The 14,998-nt window shown below is 47.0% G+C and carries 15 protein-coding genes; 7 read left to right on the top strand and 8 right to left on the bottom strand.

From position 1 onward, the window contains the following. Window positions 1-52 precede the first annotated feature (52 nt). Both ABJ081_05365 and ABJ081_05360 read left to right on the top strand, forming a co-directional pair. Window positions 53-820 (top strand): SDR family oxidoreductase, encoded by a 768-nt coding sequence (locus ABJ081_05365; GenBank protein ID MEP6356090.1) that lies wholly within the window; start codon window positions 53-55, stop codon window positions 818-820. Next, complete coding sequence (locus tag ABJ081_05360; protein ID MEP6356089.1) at window positions 817-1,818, top strand: alcohol dehydrogenase catalytic domain-containing protein; 1,002 nt, start codon at window positions 817-819, stop codon at window positions 1,816-1,818. Before ABJ081_05365 ends, ABJ081_05360 begins: the two co-directional genes overlap by 4 nt. A 36-nt stretch (window positions 1,819-1,854) precedes the next feature. On the opposite strand, the gene ABJ081_05355 is transcribed toward ABJ081_05360, so the two are convergent. Beyond that, window positions 1,855-2,313: a DnaJ domain-containing protein gene (locus ABJ081_05355; GenBank protein ID MEP6356088.1), complete on the bottom strand. Its 459-nt coding sequence runs from the start codon at window positions 2,311-2,313 to the stop codon at window positions 1,855-1,857. Between the two features lie 268 nt (window positions 2,314-2,581). On the opposite strand from ABJ081_05355, the gene ABJ081_05350 reads away from it, so the two are divergent. Genes ABJ081_05350 through ABJ081_05340 form a run of 3 tightly spaced genes read left to right on the top strand, consistent with a single transcriptional unit; the run spans window position 2,582 to window position 5,139 of the window. Beyond that, on the top strand, window positions 2,582-3,214 hold the full coding sequence (locus ABJ081_05350) for a DUF1285 domain-containing protein (protein MEP6356087.1): 633 nt from the start codon (window positions 2,582-2,584) through the stop codon (window positions 3,212-3,214). Between the two features lie 5 nt (window positions 3,215-3,219). Then, on the top strand, window positions 3,220-3,876 hold the full coding sequence (locus ABJ081_05345) for a CoA pyrophosphatase (GenBank protein ID MEP6356086.1): 657 nt from the start codon (window positions 3,220-3,222) through the stop codon (window positions 3,874-3,876). Window positions 3,877-3,912: 36 nt separating this feature from the next. Further along, window positions 3,913-5,139 (top strand): CCA tRNA nucleotidyltransferase, encoded by a 1,227-nt coding sequence (locus ABJ081_05340; protein MEP6356085.1) that lies wholly within the window; start codon window positions 3,913-3,915, stop codon window positions 5,137-5,139. On the opposite strand, the gene hemF is transcribed toward ABJ081_05340, so the two are convergent. From hemF to ABJ081_05310, 6 genes are all read right to left on the bottom strand, one after another. Further along, complete coding sequence (gene hemF, locus ABJ081_05335) at window positions 5,140-6,036, bottom strand: oxygen-dependent coproporphyrinogen oxidase (protein ID MEP6356084.1); 897 nt, start codon at window positions 6,034-6,036, stop codon at window positions 5,140-5,142. It lies immediately after the preceding gene. A 92-nt stretch (window positions 6,037-6,128) separates the two neighbouring features. Continuing rightward, window positions 6,129-7,226: a pyrroloquinoline quinone biosynthesis protein PqqE gene (pqqE, locus tag ABJ081_05330; GenBank protein MEP6356083.1), complete on the bottom strand. Its 1,098-nt coding sequence runs from the start codon at window positions 7,224-7,226 to the stop codon at window positions 6,129-6,131. After that, window positions 7,223-7,528 carry a pyrroloquinoline quinone biosynthesis peptide chaperone PqqD gene (gene pqqD, locus ABJ081_05325; GenBank protein ID MEP6356082.1) on the bottom strand — a complete coding sequence of 102 codons (306 nt, stop codon included), beginning with the start codon at window positions 7,526-7,528 and terminating at the stop codon, window positions 7,223-7,225. The genes pqqE and pqqD overlap by 4 nt, the downstream gene beginning before the upstream one ends. A gap of 4 nt (window positions 7,529-7,532) precedes the next feature. Next, the gene (gene pqqC / locus ABJ081_05320; protein MEP6356081.1) at window positions 7,533-8,297 is read right to left on the bottom strand and encodes a pyrroloquinoline-quinone synthase PqqC; all 765 of its coding nucleotides are present in this window, start codon (window positions 8,295-8,297) and stop codon (window positions 7,533-7,535) included. Then, the gene (pqqB, locus tag ABJ081_05315) at window positions 8,294-9,232 is read right to left on the bottom strand and encodes a pyrroloquinoline quinone biosynthesis protein PqqB (protein ID MEP6356080.1); all 939 of its coding nucleotides are present in this window, start codon (window positions 9,230-9,232) and stop codon (window positions 8,294-8,296) included. Before pqqB ends, pqqC begins: the two co-directional genes overlap by 4 nt. 376 nt (window positions 9,233-9,608) lie before the next feature. Beyond that, complete coding sequence (locus tag ABJ081_05310) at window positions 9,609-10,607, bottom strand: HD domain-containing phosphohydrolase (protein ID MEP6356079.1); 999 nt, start codon at window positions 10,605-10,607, stop codon at window positions 9,609-9,611. A 181-nt stretch (window positions 10,608-10,788) separates the two neighbouring features. Between ABJ081_05310 and ABJ081_05305 the strand changes: the two genes are divergently transcribed. Next, window positions 10,789-11,904 carry a hybrid sensor histidine kinase/response regulator gene (locus ABJ081_05305; protein MEP6356078.1) on the top strand — a complete coding sequence of 372 codons (1,116 nt, stop codon included), beginning with the start codon at window positions 10,789-10,791 and terminating at the stop codon, window positions 11,902-11,904. Window positions 11,905-11,923: 19 nt separating this feature from the next. Here ABJ081_05305 and ABJ081_05300 read toward each other — a convergent pair whose 3' ends face one another. Next, window positions 11,924-12,931: a response regulator gene (locus ABJ081_05300; protein ID MEP6356077.1), complete on the bottom strand. Its 1,008-nt coding sequence runs from the start codon at window positions 12,929-12,931 to the stop codon at window positions 11,924-11,926. Window positions 12,932-13,163: 232 nt separating this feature from the next. Here ABJ081_05300 and ABJ081_05295 point away from each other — a divergent pair, with 232 nt between their 5' ends. Then, a complete protein-coding gene (locus ABJ081_05295) occupies window positions 13,164-14,996 on the top strand; it encodes a sugar phosphorylase (GenBank protein MEP6356076.1) in 1,833 nt (610 codons plus the stop codon). Window positions 14,997-14,998 lie beyond the last annotated feature (2 nt).

Raw genomic sequence — 14,998 nt, 5'->3', positions numbered from 1 at the left:
TTATCATTTGAAAGCTTGTTAATTAACAACCTTATCTGACTTTGGAAAAGCTATGGACGAGAGCCTGCCGCATTCTTTATTTGATCTAAACGGTAAAATTGCCTGTGTGACGGGGGCGAGTTCTGGGTTAGGTCGTCGTGCTGCGGACATCCTTATCAGCGCAGGTGCATCCGTTGTTGGTGTCGCACGGCGCGAAGATATGCTCTCACGTTGGGCAGCTGATAATTCCGGTTCGGCTGGTTTCGTGGTCGGTGATTTGGCTGATAGATCCTCGTTGACCAAAATTGCAAATGAAGTAAGCGATATATTTGGCTCACCCGATATCCTCGTTAATGCTGCTGGCATTAATACCCGCGAGGTGGCTGATGAGGTAACCCCACAAGGCTGGGATGTCACGCTAGATTTAAATCTCGCGACACCGTTTTTTTTGGCGCAATCCTTTGTGCCTGCCATGAGAGAGCGCGGGTTTGGCAGGATCATCAATTTTGCCTCTCTGCAAAGCTACCGCGCGTTTCCTGGGGGTGTATCTTATGGTGCATCTAAAGGAGCCATTGTGCAATTGACCCGCTCCATGGCTGAGGCATGGTCGCAATATGGCATCACCGCCAATGGTCTGGCGCCGGGTTTTTTTCGCACTGAATTAACAAAGGCTGTTTTCAATGACCCAGTGCGCGCTGAACGTAACGCGAGCCAAACCTGCATCGGCCGTAATGGTGAGCCATCCGATATTGACGGTCCAATTTTATTCTTTGCCTCAAAGGCGTCTGGTTACATTACCGGTCAGACCTTAATGATCGACGGCGGATTTTCGGGAAAATGAAAGCACTCGTTTACACAGGTCCTAATTCTGTTGCCTTCATGGATGTGGATGATCCAAAGCCTGACCTTCAGGCTGATGAGGTCCTCATTCGTGTTGAAAGTGTTGGTATTTGTGGCTCCGATATGCACGCCTATCTTGGTCATGATGATCGACGTCCAGCGCCCTTGGTGCTTGGCCATGAGGCGGCAGGCATTGTGGTCTCGAAAGCGGAAGAAGGGCGGCGTGTCACGGTTAATCCATTGGTGACATGCATGGAATGCGCGGCTTGTAAACGCGGTCAGGAAAACCTTTGCGCCAAGCGGCAGATTATTTCTATGCCACCGCGTGAAGGTGCCTTCGCGCAATATTTGAAAATGCCTCGCCAAAACCTCGTCACTGTTCCTGATCATATTTCTTTTGATAAGGCCTCATTGACAGAACCGGTTGCATGCGGCTGGCATGCCGTGCGCTTAGCTAGAAATGCTGTAGCGCATATTCCTAGAGCACAGATTCGTGTTTTGGTGCTGGGTGGTGGTGCGATTGGTACTGGTGCAGCGCTATCGGCAAAAGCTCAAGGTCTTCATGATGTAACCGTGATCGAGCCAAACGCTGAGCGCCAATCATTTATGAATGAAAACTCTGAGTTGACCGTCATAGGGCCTGAGATGCTCAAACCTGATGAGACCTTTGATCTGATTGTTGATGGGGTTGGTTACAAAGCAACCCGCGAGACCGCATCAGCGCGCGCCACCCCGGGCGGTGTGATTGCTCATATCGGTTTGGGTGAGGCTTCCGGCGGTATTGATGTTCGACGGCTTACCCTGCATGAGATTACTTTTATTGGCACATACACTTATACAATGGCCGATTTTAAGGACACAGCAGAGGCAATCTTTGATGGTAGATTGGGTTCTTTAGATTGGCTAGATTTGCGCCCGCTTGATGCCGGAGCCACAGCTTTCGAGGACTTGAAAGCGGGTCGTGTGATGGCGCCAAAAATTATATTGAAGCCACATTAAAACTTGCTGAGTATCATTGCGCCCAACTGATTGTTGTTAAGCTGCTACGTGCTTTTTTGTACTGACGTCTTCAAAGGCGCTGATTACTTGGCGCAACATATTCGACATGTACTGTTCAACTTCTGGAGGCAATGTTTGACCAGCCAACGAGTCTGGGTGATAGGTCTTGACGAGTGCGTGATAGGCCGCTTTTGCTTCATCAAATGTACAATCCTGCGCGACACCTAATATCTTATATGCATCGGCGTCATTCGTATTTATTGGATTGGTAAGAACAGGCTTCTTCAGAGGCTTTTTCGGATTGATACTAACGATTTTACTCTTAGCAACGAATTGACGCTCACCGTTGTTCATCGCAATTTCAAGAAAAGCGGTGTCTTTGGATAAAATACCTTCTAGTGAGGTGCTTTGCCCCATAATTATATCGCCGATGATTATTTCTTCATCAAACATTCGGAGGGAAACCTTTGCCGTTTTCTCAGCATTACCGAACATCAATTACTCCAATCGCGCACTCTTATATCCAATACAGTATTGGCAATGATTAAATTTATCCGCCGCCTTAATGTAAGGGCGTGTGAGTTTAATATAGAGAAATTCTCGTTGCGCTGCTGCGAAATCTTAACTTTGGGTTAATGCTGGTTTGGGCCGTTTTAGTAGAAAGTAACCCGTGTGAGAACAAAAGTGCGCTGATCAAAGGCAGTCCTAGCGTCAAAAATAATCCATTGTTTGCGCATCGCAAAAGACAGGCTACATAGTAGGTATGACTGATGACACTAAACCAGTAGCCTCAATTGATGGCGGTGAGATTTCTGGCGGCTTAGAGGCTTTGCTTTCGCGTGCTAAATATGCGGGCTCTGGTATGCCACCCGTGGAGAAGTGGAACCCACCGTTCTGTGGTGATCTTGATATGCGTATCGCGCGCGATGGGCTTTGGTATTATATGGGGACACCAATTGGCCGCGAAGCACTGGTGCGTTTGTTTTCAACAGTGTTGCGCAAAGATGAAGACGGTAAGACCTATCTGGTAACGCCGGTAGAAAAAATCGGTATTCAAGTCGATGACGCGCCATTTGTCGCCGTTGAAATGACGGTGCATGAAGAAGCGGGCGTGCAGGCTTTGACCCTACGCACGAATGTTGGTGATGTGGTGGAAGTGGGTGACGGTCACCCTTTGCGCTTTGATGATGAAGATAAGACGGAAGGTGTGAAACCTTATGTGCATGTGCGCGGACGGCTCGATGCGCTGCTTGCGCGGCCACTACTCTATCAACTTGTTGATTTGGGCGAAACACGCACTGTTGACGGCGTTGATATGTTTGGCGTCACAAGTCGCAACATTTTCTTTGCTATCATGCGCCAAGACGAACTCGATCGCTTGAGTGAGGCGGATTAAGTCTAATGTTTTCCCATGATGATGATTTTATTGAGCGCACTAAGCGTCATTTACATCAAAGGCCGGAAGGCCTTCAAGATAAAGGCGACCTTATCCTCAATCCTGATGTACGAAATCATTATGACTCTTTCCGTGAGGCAGCGGTTTTGTTCTCCGTGATAGAACGCCCTGAAGGGCTGACAACCTTACTCAACATGCGTCCAAAACATTTGAAAAACCATGGCGGTCAGATCGGATTTCCTGGCGGTAAGGTTGAGGCCGTGGACGAGGGGCCCATCTCAACGGCCTCGCGTGAGGCGATGGAAGAAATTGGTTTGCCCGTTGAAAACATCACACCTTTGGGGTTTTTGGATGCCTATATCACAGGATCTGGCTTCCGCGTGGTACCCGTTATCGCCAAAGTAACGCCGCCTGCCTCTTTCACTCTGGATGCAAATGAGGTAGAGGCTGCTTTTGAAGTACCGTTTTCTTTTTTGATGAACCCTGAAAATCACGCTCATGATTTTATTCTTTGGAAAGGTAGTTCCCGGTTTTATTACGAGATGCCCTATAATGACGGTGAAACTGATTGGCGTATTTGGGGGGTAACAGCGGGGATTATTCGATTGCTTTATGAAACTCTCTATCCTGAATTTCCTGTTCAAAAACATTATGAAAGATAAGGCGACAAGCCTGAGTGAGATATTATGGACGAATTAATGGAACCCCATCTTGTGAACCGTTCTTGGCTTGATGAGCCAGCGCTCAAAACTTTACTTACGGTACTTAATGCTGAGGGCGAGGAAACACGCATAATTGGCGGTGCGGTGCGCGATGCACTGCTGGGTGAAGAGATTGGTGACATTGATTGTGCGACGACAGCAACGCCGGATAAAGTGACCAAAATGGCAGAAGCTTCTGGCTTTAAAGTTGTGCCAACAGGGATTGATCATGGCACAGTCACCGTGATTGTTGAGAGCAAGCCTTTTGAGGTGACAACGCTTCGAGAAGACATCAAAACAGACGGTCGCCATGCGATTGTAGAATTTGGCCGCGATTGGGTTAAAGATGCCGAGCGGCGTGATTTTACAATGAATGCCTTGTCGATTGACATAAATGGCGATGTGCATGATCCAATTGGTGGTTATGCCGATTTAGTGCACCGTGAAATACGATTCATTGGCGACGCGGAAATCCGCATTACTGAGGATTATCTCCGTGCTTTGCGCTTTTTTCGTTTCTTCGCATGGTATGGCGCAGGTCGACCAAACCGCGATGGAATGCGCGCCGTTGTGCGCACGAAAGCGGGGCTTGAAGGGCTTTCTGTTGAGCGAGTTTGGAGTGAGCTTAAAAAAATCTTGCGTGCCCGCGATCCTGAGCGTGCCATTTTATGGATGCGGACGACAGAAGTGCTGAATGTCATATTATCTGAAAACTGGGGTCTTGATCAGTTTCACTGGATGCTGGCCGCAGAACGCGACCAAGATTGGGAGATTGATCCCATGCGCCGCCTTCAGGCCATGCTGCGTCCGGCAGATGACGTAGTGCATGGTGTTGCAGATCGATTGAAACTATCCAATGCCGAACGGGCACAGCTTGTTGATTGGACACAAGAAAGCGCGCTCGCGAAAACCTATGTTGATTTAAGCGATTCAGAATTTTCTAAAGTGTTATATCGCGGCAAGCCATCGGCCATCGTGGATGCTTTAGCACACGAATATGCTAAGCGGCTTACCAAAGAAGAAGAGGGAGCAGAGCGCATCCTCGCCCTGATAGCAGTTGCAGGATCATGGACGAGGCCGCAATTACCCGTTGCGGGTGCTGACCTCAAGAAAAAGGGTATGGCCGCAGGACCAGAAATAGGCGCCAAGTTGGCTGAACTCGAAACTCTATGGATTGAGAGTGATTTTACGCTGACCAAGAAAGCGCTGCTTGATTTGCTTTAGCTATGGCCATTTCACTTCTGGTGGCAGCGAGGAGAGGATGGAGGCTACATTGCCGCCCGTCTTCAGGCCAAAAATAGTGCCCCGGTCATAAAGTAGATTATACTCAACATAGCGTCCGCGCCGGATAAGTTGTTCCTCGCGGTCGGCATCGCTCCAAGGCGTGTTCATGTTGCGGGTAACGAGCTTTGGATAGATATCAAGAAAACCGCGGCCAACATCCTGCGTCATGGCAAAATCTTTATCCCAGTCACCAGAATTGTGACGGTCATAAAAAATGCCGCCAACCCCGCGCGGTTCATCGCGATGGGGTAGATAAAAATATTCTTCACACCATTCTTTGATGCGCGGGTAAGAGATGATGTTTTGATGCGCTTCGACACTCTTTTCCATGGCGGCGTGAAAGTCTTTTGTGTCTGGGTCTTCTTGTGTGCGACGTCGATCTAAAACGGGAGTTAGATCAGCGCCTCCACCAAACCATTGTTTGGTCGTCACCACCATGCGGGTGTTCATGTGAACGGCTGGAATATTTGGATTCCACGGATGGGCGATCAACGAAATACCAGATGCCCAAAACCGCGGGTCTTCTGAAGCGCCTGGTATTTGGTCGCGAAATTCTGGAGAAAATTCGCCGTGGACACTCGAGCAATGAACGCCGACTTTTTCAAACAAGCGACCATGCATCATCGACATAACGCCGCCACCGCCCTTAGCGCCTGTGTGGTCTGTGCGCTCCCATGGCGTCCGCTCAAAGCGTCCTGCTGCAATGTCATCTTGGCCTAAATCGACACTGTCTTCCAGCGTTTCTAAGCTTGCGCAAATTTGATCGCGCAATGTTTGAAACCAAGTTTCGGCTTGTTTTTTTTTGTCTTCAATATCAATAGGTAAAGTGTCGGTCATCGCGCGCCATCAAAACAGAAGAAGGGGTCTTTTTTCATCACAATAGCTCTTTCATAAATCCAGTTGCGGCTCACTAACATAAAAGAAGTTGGTTATGATATGCGTCGATAGACAAATTCTGTGTTGATCTGTGTTGCATTGGTAACGGCCAGCTCTCCCATTTTATCGTGATGCGATGACAACATGCAAGCGGGGTCCGTGGCGCTTGCATCGCCCACCAGTGCCATTGCTTGACAGCGACAGCCGCCAAAATCAAGTTCTTTGCGCGGGCAAGATCGACAAGGCTCTTGCATCCAGTCTGTGCCCCGATAGGCGTTGAATGCAGACGATGTGGTCCATATTTTCTGCAAAGATTTATCCTTCACATTATCAAAGCTCAAGTTAGGAATCGTTTCTGCGGCATGACACGGCAAGACCTTGCCTTGTGGAGTGACAACCAATGCATCCGACCCCCAGCCACCCATGCAAGGTTTGGGATAATCGGCATAATAGTCGGGTGTCACGAAATCGATGGTTAAAATGCCACGTAAGGCTTTGCGGGCTTTTTCAACAATCTCAACTTGTCTTTCAATCTTGTCGCGCTCCGGCATCAGGGCTGGGCGGTTGAGATAAGCCCAGCCGTAATATTGCACATTGGCGATCTCTATACGCTCTGCGTCAAGGTCCAGCGCCAATTGAATAAAGTCTTCCACCTGATCGATATTATGGCGGTGGATCGGTGCGTTGATGGTGAGCGGCAATCCGAGCGCACGGGTATGTTTGGCGGTTTCAAGTTTTTGTTCAAAGCCACCTTTAAAGTTGCCAATCAACTCGGTGGTCTCAGCATTGGCCCCTTGAATGGACAGTTGCACATGTTCCAATCCAGCATCAGCGAGACTTGAAAGCCTGTCCTTACCAACCATGACGCCCGCCGTAATCAGATTGGTATAAACGCCGCGGTTTGAAAGCGTTTTGATGAGGCGCTCTAAGTCGCGGCGCAAGGTTGGTTCACCACCGGAAAGATGCATTTGCAAAACCCCAAGATCAGCGGCTTCCTCAAACACACGACACCAGTCTTGTTCTGAAAGTTCTAAATTGGCTTTAAGAAGTTTTGCTGGATTAGAACAATAGGGGCATTGTAAAGGACAGCGATGCGTAAGCTCAGCCAACATCCCGATGGGTAGCCCAATGGTGACATCTGGCTCGCTCATGATAGCACCTCGGTTATCAGCCGTTCATCTGCCCAAGTTTGTAAAAATTCCCGTATATCCGCACCAACCGCATCAACGGGCGCGGCATAATCGCTGGCAAGTTCGTCAATGATTGTTGCGACGTCTCGCACGCCATCCAGTTTTTTTAAAATTGCAACGCTGATGTCATCGGGCCAATAAACATGTTCAGGTGCGAGAACAGCATGGGCCTCGCGCAATTCATTATAGTGCATGTGAACATGGCCTCGCAACACAGGGCGCGTGGTATTTTGAATGAGTATACGGGTGCGCGTTGTCTGCATGACTCTATGCTTCTGCCGGCACAAAAGCCCCCGGCGGTATATGGCCGGGTGAAACATAGGCATGATAGAGAGCGTCCAACATGGCCCAGAGGATATCACATTTTGCGATAAGCGCATCAATAGCTTCACTTTGCGCTTCAGGTGTTGTGGCCCAATCTTTGACAAGCTCCAGTGTGAATTCTGCATCACGTGGCGCTTGTTTCAAGCGCGGTGTGAAATAGGCCAAAGTATTTTCGTTGATATAATCATAGCGTGCCAGCATGGCAGGTACCCGTTCGCCAATTGCGATGGGCGAGAAAAGCTCAGTCAACGACGAAGCGACCGCAATGAGCATTGAATTTTCTGATACAAGGTCGATGTAGTTCCCAGTCGCAAACCGCGTTGCAGGAAGAGCTTGAGAGCGAGAGATCACCAAATCCGCATCAAGATTGACGCCTTCTGCAAGCTTAATCCAGCGGTTAAGACCACCTTGATTGTCGCTTCCTTCTTCACCATCGTGGTCAATCATGCGTTTCCGCCATTCACGTCGAAAGAGTGGATCGTCTGAACGAGAGAGAATGATCGCGTCTTTTTTCGGAATAATATATTGATAACAATAGCGGTTCAGCGCCCAAGCCTGCATCTGACCAAGGGTAAGTTCGCCTGCATTCATCAATTTATGAAACGGATGAAGATTGTGATATCGTTCTGTTAGAACACCGCGAAGTGCTGCATCAAATTCATCACGGGTGAGGGGGCGTTCGAGTTTTGTATGACGCTGAAGGGTCATAGATATATCTCCATACCATCAAAAGAGATTTCCCAGCCCTGTTTCAACACTTCAATTTCGGCGTCGCTTCCCTCTTGAAGGATGGGGTTCGTGTTGTTGATGTGAACATAAACGCGCCGCGCAATATTGAGAGATGCCAGCTCAGCCATAGAACCTCCTGCGCCAGAGATATACATATGCCCCATGCGGCTACCAGTTTTTGCGCCGACGCCCGTCTCATGCATCTCAGTGTCAGTAAAAACGGTGCCGTCAAATAAAAGACAATTGCTGTCGGTGAGACGAGAGCGAAGCGGGGCATCAATGGCGGCGCAGCCAGGAATATAGAAAAAACTTGAGTCTTCCTTATTGGAATCAAACACCCGAAGGCCAATTGTGTCGCCTTCCTCCGTTCCAAAGTTTTTCTCCGCCGCTCCTTCATTTTCCATGAAGAGGGCGACTTTGCCCGGGACCGCAAATGTTTCAATGGAAATACCAATGGGACCATCTGGTCCCTCCAGACTAATGGTCTCATTAAGCGCTAATAACCTGCGTTCGACATAGTCGGGATTGAGAACCCGAAAGATTGGATTTGCATCCAAAACGTCCATGACCCGTTTGGTTGCATAAAGCACGAAAGGCTCGCGCTCGCGCAGGGTCAAGAGGCCTGCAATGTGATCAACGTCCGCATTGGTTAAAACCACACAGGCAATCGGTGTAGAACGTAAAGGTGCGTCTGGAGCAGGGGACAGGGCGGGATATGCTGCTATTTGTTCGCGAATATCAGGCGAGGCATTAAATAGCGCCCATTTTTTGGAATCATGCGTGACGGCAATGCTTGATTGTGTTCGTTTGAGGAATCCAGCCTGACCCGCACGAACAGCCTTGCTAAGCGGGGCGTTGCAATTCCACTGCGGAAATCCGCCACCTGCAGCAGAGCCGATTATACCAATACGCATAGAACAAACTCATTGTTTGAACGATCAAAAAAGAGCGGTCAGCCAAATGAAAAGCAAGGCAATACTTTGCGTATCACCTCACCTAATAAACTTAAAATTCAAAGTGTTATGATTATTTTTTAGTTTTGCAGGACCCGAGTTCTGCAGGCAAGTAACGAGAAATTTCGAAACCGGCATTGACACTATTCATAACTGGTTTTGTCCATGTTTTCATTGTCGTTCTCCTCCAAATATTGCACATCATAAAGCAGACATTCTTTGCTTATTTGTCCACTTAAAGTAGCAGATAAGACAGTGTAGTCAAAAAAATAATTAGTTCCAAGAAAATTATTCAACTGTCTGTCTGTGTGTCTGTAAGTTTAAGTGATTATTATAATCACCCCGTTGCCGCAGTTTCTTTCTCTGTATGAGACGAAAATGCCTCATCGTCATGCAGAACTTTCTCGATTGTTTTGAGAATTTTAGGATCATAGCGCTCTTCGTGTTTTTTTAAGCGTGCGAAGGCTATATCGAATGATGGATTGTCGGGAACGGTTAGATCGGACAAGGTAAGTAAAGCGTTTAATATACGCGATGTTATGGGCAAATCTTCCCCCCATCTGTTTTCATAGGGATACCCAGTGCCATCAAAGCCCTTGCGGCTATAATAAACGATCTCCGAGACGGCTTCCATTTTAGGAATATTTTGAATGAAACCGCGTGCAACTCCGGGTGCCTCGCGGATGAGCTTTTGTTCGTCTTCTTCAAGGGGCGCAAGAAACAGGTGCTTACGAATAAGATGATCTGGTATTGTGACATAACCTAGATAGCTGAACATGGCGGCAAGGTCCAATTCCCATGTTTTGTTGATTTCTAAATGATCAGCCACTTTTTCCGCCCATCGGCGTATGTCTGATGAACGATGAAATATATCGGGTTTTGCCAGTGCTAACATATCGGTTAACGCCTTGATGCAACCAGCCAATGTATGCTGGAGAAGGCGCTTTTCGGCCATCAGCAAATGATGGTGGTTCACGCCGTCATTGATGGCTGCGGCAAGTGTTTTTTGTTCACAAGGCTTGGTTAGAAAGCGAAAAATTTTACCAGTGTTAATGGCTGAAGCGGCCGTATCTTGATCGTTGTTACCAGTCAGCATGATGCGCACGACTGAGGGCCATTTTTTTTCAACCTCATTCAAAAAGTCGACACCCTTCATGTCAGGCATATTCTGGTCGCTGACCACAACCTCAAAGGGTTTGCTTGTTTTTAAAATTTTGAGGGCTTCTTGTGCGCCAAGGGCTACGGTTAAATCAAAATCTTTCCGCAGCGTACGCTTGATAGCATTCAACAAACGCTCATCATCATCGACTATAAGCACGCGTGCATTTTCACTCATCGTACTAATCCTGCCTCGTCAAAAATCAAAGAATAAATTCGGCGTTATTTTATATCTATTTATATTTAATTTTCATTACAGCCAAACAGTGCCGGAAAATCAATCAAGAGTATATCCCAATTTGAGGATATCCGATTTTTTTAAAAAGAATATTATTGAGAGAAATATGGAGGTAATATTTATGAATATGAAATTAGAAAAAACAGATATTTTACCAAATAATAAAAATAACGATAAAGTTTTAATTGTAGATGACGAGCTTCCTGTGGTGCTGGGGATTAAGCGTGCATTACGAGGTGGGCGTGACATTGATGTCGCCGTCGGCGCTAGTCAGGCTCTTCAATATATCCATCGGCATGGGCCTTATGCTGTTATTGTAAGTGATTTGAGAATGCCGGGTATCGACGGGATTGGTTTCTTAAGCGAGGTTAAGCGGTGTTGGCCGGATACTGTACGAATTTTACTAACCGGTGATGCAACATCTCAATCGACGATTGAAGCTATAAACAAAGCAGGCGTTTTTCGTTTTCTACAAAAACCATTTAAGATCGACAAGCTACGCGATGTTATCACACAAGCCATCGATGAATATGAATGTCGCATTAAACCAAAGAAATTCGATAAGGATATATGGACGCATTTTAACAATGATATGAAAGACCCTTTGCGTTGTTTGATGGAGTTCGCGGATTTTGTGAAGCAAGAAGCAACCGCGCCAGTTGAGCTGCATGCCTATGCAGATTATGTTTCTAAAAGTGGAGGCGAGTTTGTCGCAATGAGCGAGGCTGCAGCAACGCTGAGCGCAATAGAAACTGGTGAGCGTCGGCTGAGACGCAAGAAAATTTCTCTAAAATCAATGCTGCGTAATACAATTAAAACGCTTGAAGAAGGCTATGAGAAAGCCACGTTTATCGTGGACTATGATGGCGAAATTCCTGACCTGAGAATTGATCCGCATTTGTGTGATGTCGCCGTGCGCGCGCTTGTCGAAGACGCTATGCAATTCAACGAGGATGCAACAACAATCACACTAAGAGCGTCTTTCGAAGAGGATGATGATGAGTCGTTGGTTCTTGAGCTGGATGATAAAGGCCCGCAGTTTGATGTAGAGCAAAGCACTTACTTTACAACAAATGATGTTTTGTTGCGCACACCATTTTATCGCAACAGGGGCGTTGGTTTAAGGTTATCATTGGCAAGAAATATTGCCGAATTACATGGTGGAACATTGGAACTCTTCAACAGAGAGGAGAAAAATTATACAACGATACTCAAGTTGCCAAATTCGGCTTGGTAAGAGATCATGCTAATATCTATCAGGCAACATTCACATCGGATGGTTGCCTGATAAGCGGCGCAGGTGTTGTCAAAATGAGCTGGACCAGGTCAGGTTGACGGCAAACGCCTGTTTTTGAGAATATCCGTTTTAAATAAGTGCGTGCACTTGAAATTGTGATCCTGCTCGCTGCTGCGGCATCTTCAATGCTGCCGCCATTGGCAAGGGTATGGGCGATCAGCGCCTCGGATTTTGTCAGCTCAAAAAGAGACAGCAAGCATTCTGGCGACAACACAGTTGTACGTTCTGGGTCTGTTATCAGCAAAGCCACACGAGCGTTGCGACTTGGCAGAACCACGAGCATTAAATTTCTATAATGTGATTGTCTCGGTATGCTGAAAAATTGTGCTGGTGCATCTTGATTGCTGCTCGCATGAGATATGGCATCGGTTATCTTTTTTGATATGTCAGACTTGGCAGCGCGAACAATGCCTGCGGCATCAAGGAATAAACCGTCTTTCAATGCGAATATGTCAGTTGCGCTTTCATTCACATAGACGCTAGCGGCCTTGCTATCGACAATCGCAATTGCCGGTGAGAGCAAAGATAAAGCCGCCTCCTTCATATCAGCATCGTCGGCATTGTTTTCTATATCTTTGAGCTGAAATTCGTTCAGTGCATCTTCTATCATATAAATGAGTTCATCTGCGGGGCAGGGTTTTGTCAAAAATCTGAAAACCTGCGCATCATTGATAGCTCCAATTGCGGATGCCATGTCGCCATTTCCTGTTAGCAACATAAAGATTGCAGGCGAGGACATGACCTGCCGCATCTCGCCGATCATTTCGATCCCTGACATCTGAGGCATTCTCAAATCACTGACAATAACCTGCGGACAATCCGACTTTGTGAGTGCAATCGCCTCATCAATGTCAGATGTAAAAGTCATCTTCCATTGGTCGCTTTTGTATTGCAAAGCGCGCTTGAGCGAAGCCAAGATATTGGCTTCATCATCTACAAACAACACATGGTATCTCTCGCTCGTCATATCTTGGTACTACAAGATAAATGTAAAGATTCAATTGTAGGTCAGTTCGACTCTTAGTTTAGGTGGTCAAAAACCTCAAAATAGTGAGTTTGTTGATAGTTATCGTTTGGATAGTCAGTTCATTTTTGCGTGCACATTATTCAATGTTGCACTGCACGCATTTTGGCGCTAGCCTACAAGAAAACGTAACGACAATGACAGATAGACCGTTGCTTTTATTTAAGAAAATAGCATGGATATTTTTGTCATCAGCGGCAGGGATTTAAATAAATACTTCATGGAGCCAATAATTCAATCATCAAAAAGTTGGGAGTCAAAGCATAGGGATATATCTGCCCGCTTGCGCGAAAGTCTCGAATTGCTTGTAGGTTCGATCTACCCTGATCATGAAAAAGATGTGTTGGCCAAGGAAATGATCTCGGCATTTTGGCCGGCTCAAGAGGCGCCGCGCAGACGCGGAAGGGCGCCAGGAAGCACAATCTGGAATGAAAAGGACAGCTTTGTCATTACCTATGGCAACAGCTTTGTTGATGGTGAGCACAAGCCCCTAGACCTACTCCACGATTTTATGGAAAAGCGGCTTAAAGATGAAGTGAGCGGTATCCATATCCTTCCTTATTTTCCCTATACGTCAGATGATGGCTTCGCGATAACCGATTATCGGTCCGTCAACAGCACCCTTGGTGCATGGGAAGATATCAGCCGTATCGGAAAAGATTTCAGGCTGATGTCTGACCTTGTGATCAATCATTGTTCCAGCCAAAGCGAAATGTTCAACGCCTATCTGCAAGGCCACGAACCTTATGATAAGTTCTTCTTTGAAGCCTCTCCTGATGACGATATCTCTAAAGTTGTTCGTCCGCGCGCGCATTCTCTCTTACGTGAAGTGGAAACAGCAGGCGGAACAAAGCATATCTGGTGTACCTTCAGTCACGATCAGGTGGATTTTGATTTTCGCAACCCTGATGTTCTCATAGAATTTCTGCGCATTTTACGTTTCCACATTGATCGGGGTGTTCGTGTGCTACGGCTCGATGCGGTCGCTTTTTTATGGAAGCAAGCGGGCACTACTTCAATTCACCTTCAACAAACGCACGACATCATTCGTCTTATCCGTCTGCTCGCCGATTACAATGAACAAGCGCTCGTTCTGATTTCAGAAACCAATGTGCCTAATTTTGAAAATCTGAGTTACTTCGGCAATCGTAACGAGGCTCATGTTGTCTATAATTTTTCCTTGCCGCCGCTGCTCTTGCACGCCCTTTTAAATGGCACATCAAAGCATCTCAATGCTTGGCAAATGAGTATGCCGCCAGCGCAAATGGGCTGCACATATTTCAACTTCACCGCCTCCCATGACGGCATAGGCATGCGCCCAGCTGAAGGGCTCTTAAGCCCACAAAGTATTACCCAGATGATTGACACTGTTAAAGAGTTTGGCGGCTTGGTCAGCATGCGTGAGGGCAATGACGGCGTGATGCATCCCTACGAGATTAATGTGGCGCTTTATGATGCTCTTCAAGGAACAGTGGAAGGGCGGGATGAATGGAATATACAACGCTTTTTGTGTAGCCAGATCATTGCTATGGGTCTTGAAGGTATTCCAGCCTTTTATATTCATTCTCTGCTCGGCACACAAAACGATCATGATGGTGTTGAAAAAGCCGGGCATAGTCGTGCCATCAATCGCCGGCGCTGGCATTATCCAGAAATCACTGAGCTCTTAGACGATAATGATACGCACCACGCGCGCGTATTCTCTGCCATGAAACGGTTGATCGGGATCAGGATCTCACAACCAGCCTTCCATCCAAATGCAACCCAGTTCACACTTCAATTGGGTGAAGGTCTGTTTGGGTTCTGGCGCCAAAGCATGGATAGAACACAAAGCATATTTGCGATACATAATCTGACCAACAAACCAATTTCAATTTCAGGCCTTTCTCTAAACCTGATCGGCGGTGAAAGCTGGAGCGACCTTCTTTCTGGTGAGGGCATCATGGAGTTTGATGGTGACATCGAATTTGAACCCTACCAGTGCCGCTGGATAACTAATCGTGATTGATG

It is taken from the genome of Hyphomicrobiales bacterium, assembly GCA_039989895.1.
Classification (GTDB): Bacteria; Pseudomonadota; Alphaproteobacteria; order Rhizobiales; family JACESI01; genus JACESI01.
This window is presented reverse-complemented; position numbering and strand designations above follow the sequence as displayed.

What these genes read in the sequence shown, in the direction of transcription:
- ABJ081_05365 (MEP6356090.1), top strand. Translation starts at nt 53, where the DNA reads ATGGACGAGAGCCTGCCGCATTCTTTATTTGATCTAAACGGTAAAATT.
- ABJ081_05360 (MEP6356089.1), top strand. Translation starts at nt 817, where the DNA reads ATGAAAGCACTCGTTTACACAGGTCCTAATTCTGTTGCCTTCATGGAT.
- ABJ081_05355 (MEP6356088.1), bottom strand. Translation starts at nt 2,313, where the DNA reads ATGTTCGGTAATGCTGAGAAAACGGCAAAGGTTTCCCTCCGAATGTTT.
- ABJ081_05350 (MEP6356087.1), top strand. Translation starts at nt 2,582, where the DNA reads ATGACTGATGACACTAAACCAGTAGCCTCAATTGATGGCGGTGAGATT.
- ABJ081_05345 (MEP6356086.1), top strand. Translation starts at nt 3,220, where the DNA reads ATGTTTTCCCATGATGATGATTTTATTGAGCGCACTAAGCGTCATTTA.
- ABJ081_05340 (MEP6356085.1), top strand. Translation starts at nt 3,913, where the DNA reads ATGGAACCCCATCTTGTGAACCGTTCTTGGCTTGATGAGCCAGCGCTC.
- hemF (MEP6356084.1), bottom strand. Translation starts at nt 6,036, where the DNA reads ATGACCGACACTTTACCTATTGATATTGAAGACAAAAAAAAACAAGCC.
- pqqE (MEP6356083.1), bottom strand. Translation starts at nt 7,226, where the DNA reads ATGAGCGAGCCAGATGTCACCATTGGGCTACCCATCGGGATGTTGGCT.
- pqqD (MEP6356082.1), bottom strand. Translation starts at nt 7,528, where the DNA reads ATGCAGACAACGCGCACCCGTATACTCATTCAAAATACCACGCGCCCT.
- pqqC (MEP6356081.1), bottom strand. Translation starts at nt 8,297, where the DNA reads ATGACCCTTCAGCGTCATACAAAACTCGAACGCCCCCTCACCCGTGAT.
- pqqB (MEP6356080.1), bottom strand. Translation starts at nt 9,232, where the DNA reads ATGCGTATTGGTATAATCGGCTCTGCTGCAGGTGGCGGATTTCCGCAG.
- ABJ081_05310 (MEP6356079.1), bottom strand. Translation starts at nt 10,607, where the DNA reads ATGAGTGAAAATGCACGCGTGCTTATAGTCGATGATGATGAGCGTTTG.
- ABJ081_05305 (MEP6356078.1), top strand. Translation starts at nt 10,789, where the DNA reads ATGAATATGAAATTAGAAAAAACAGATATTTTACCAAATAATAAAAAT.
- ABJ081_05300 (MEP6356077.1), bottom strand. Translation starts at nt 12,931, where the DNA reads ATGACGAGCGAGAGATACCATGTGTTGTTTGTAGATGATGAAGCCAAT.
- ABJ081_05295 (MEP6356076.1), top strand. Translation starts at nt 13,164, where the DNA reads ATGGATATTTTTGTCATCAGCGGCAGGGATTTAAATAAATACTTCATG.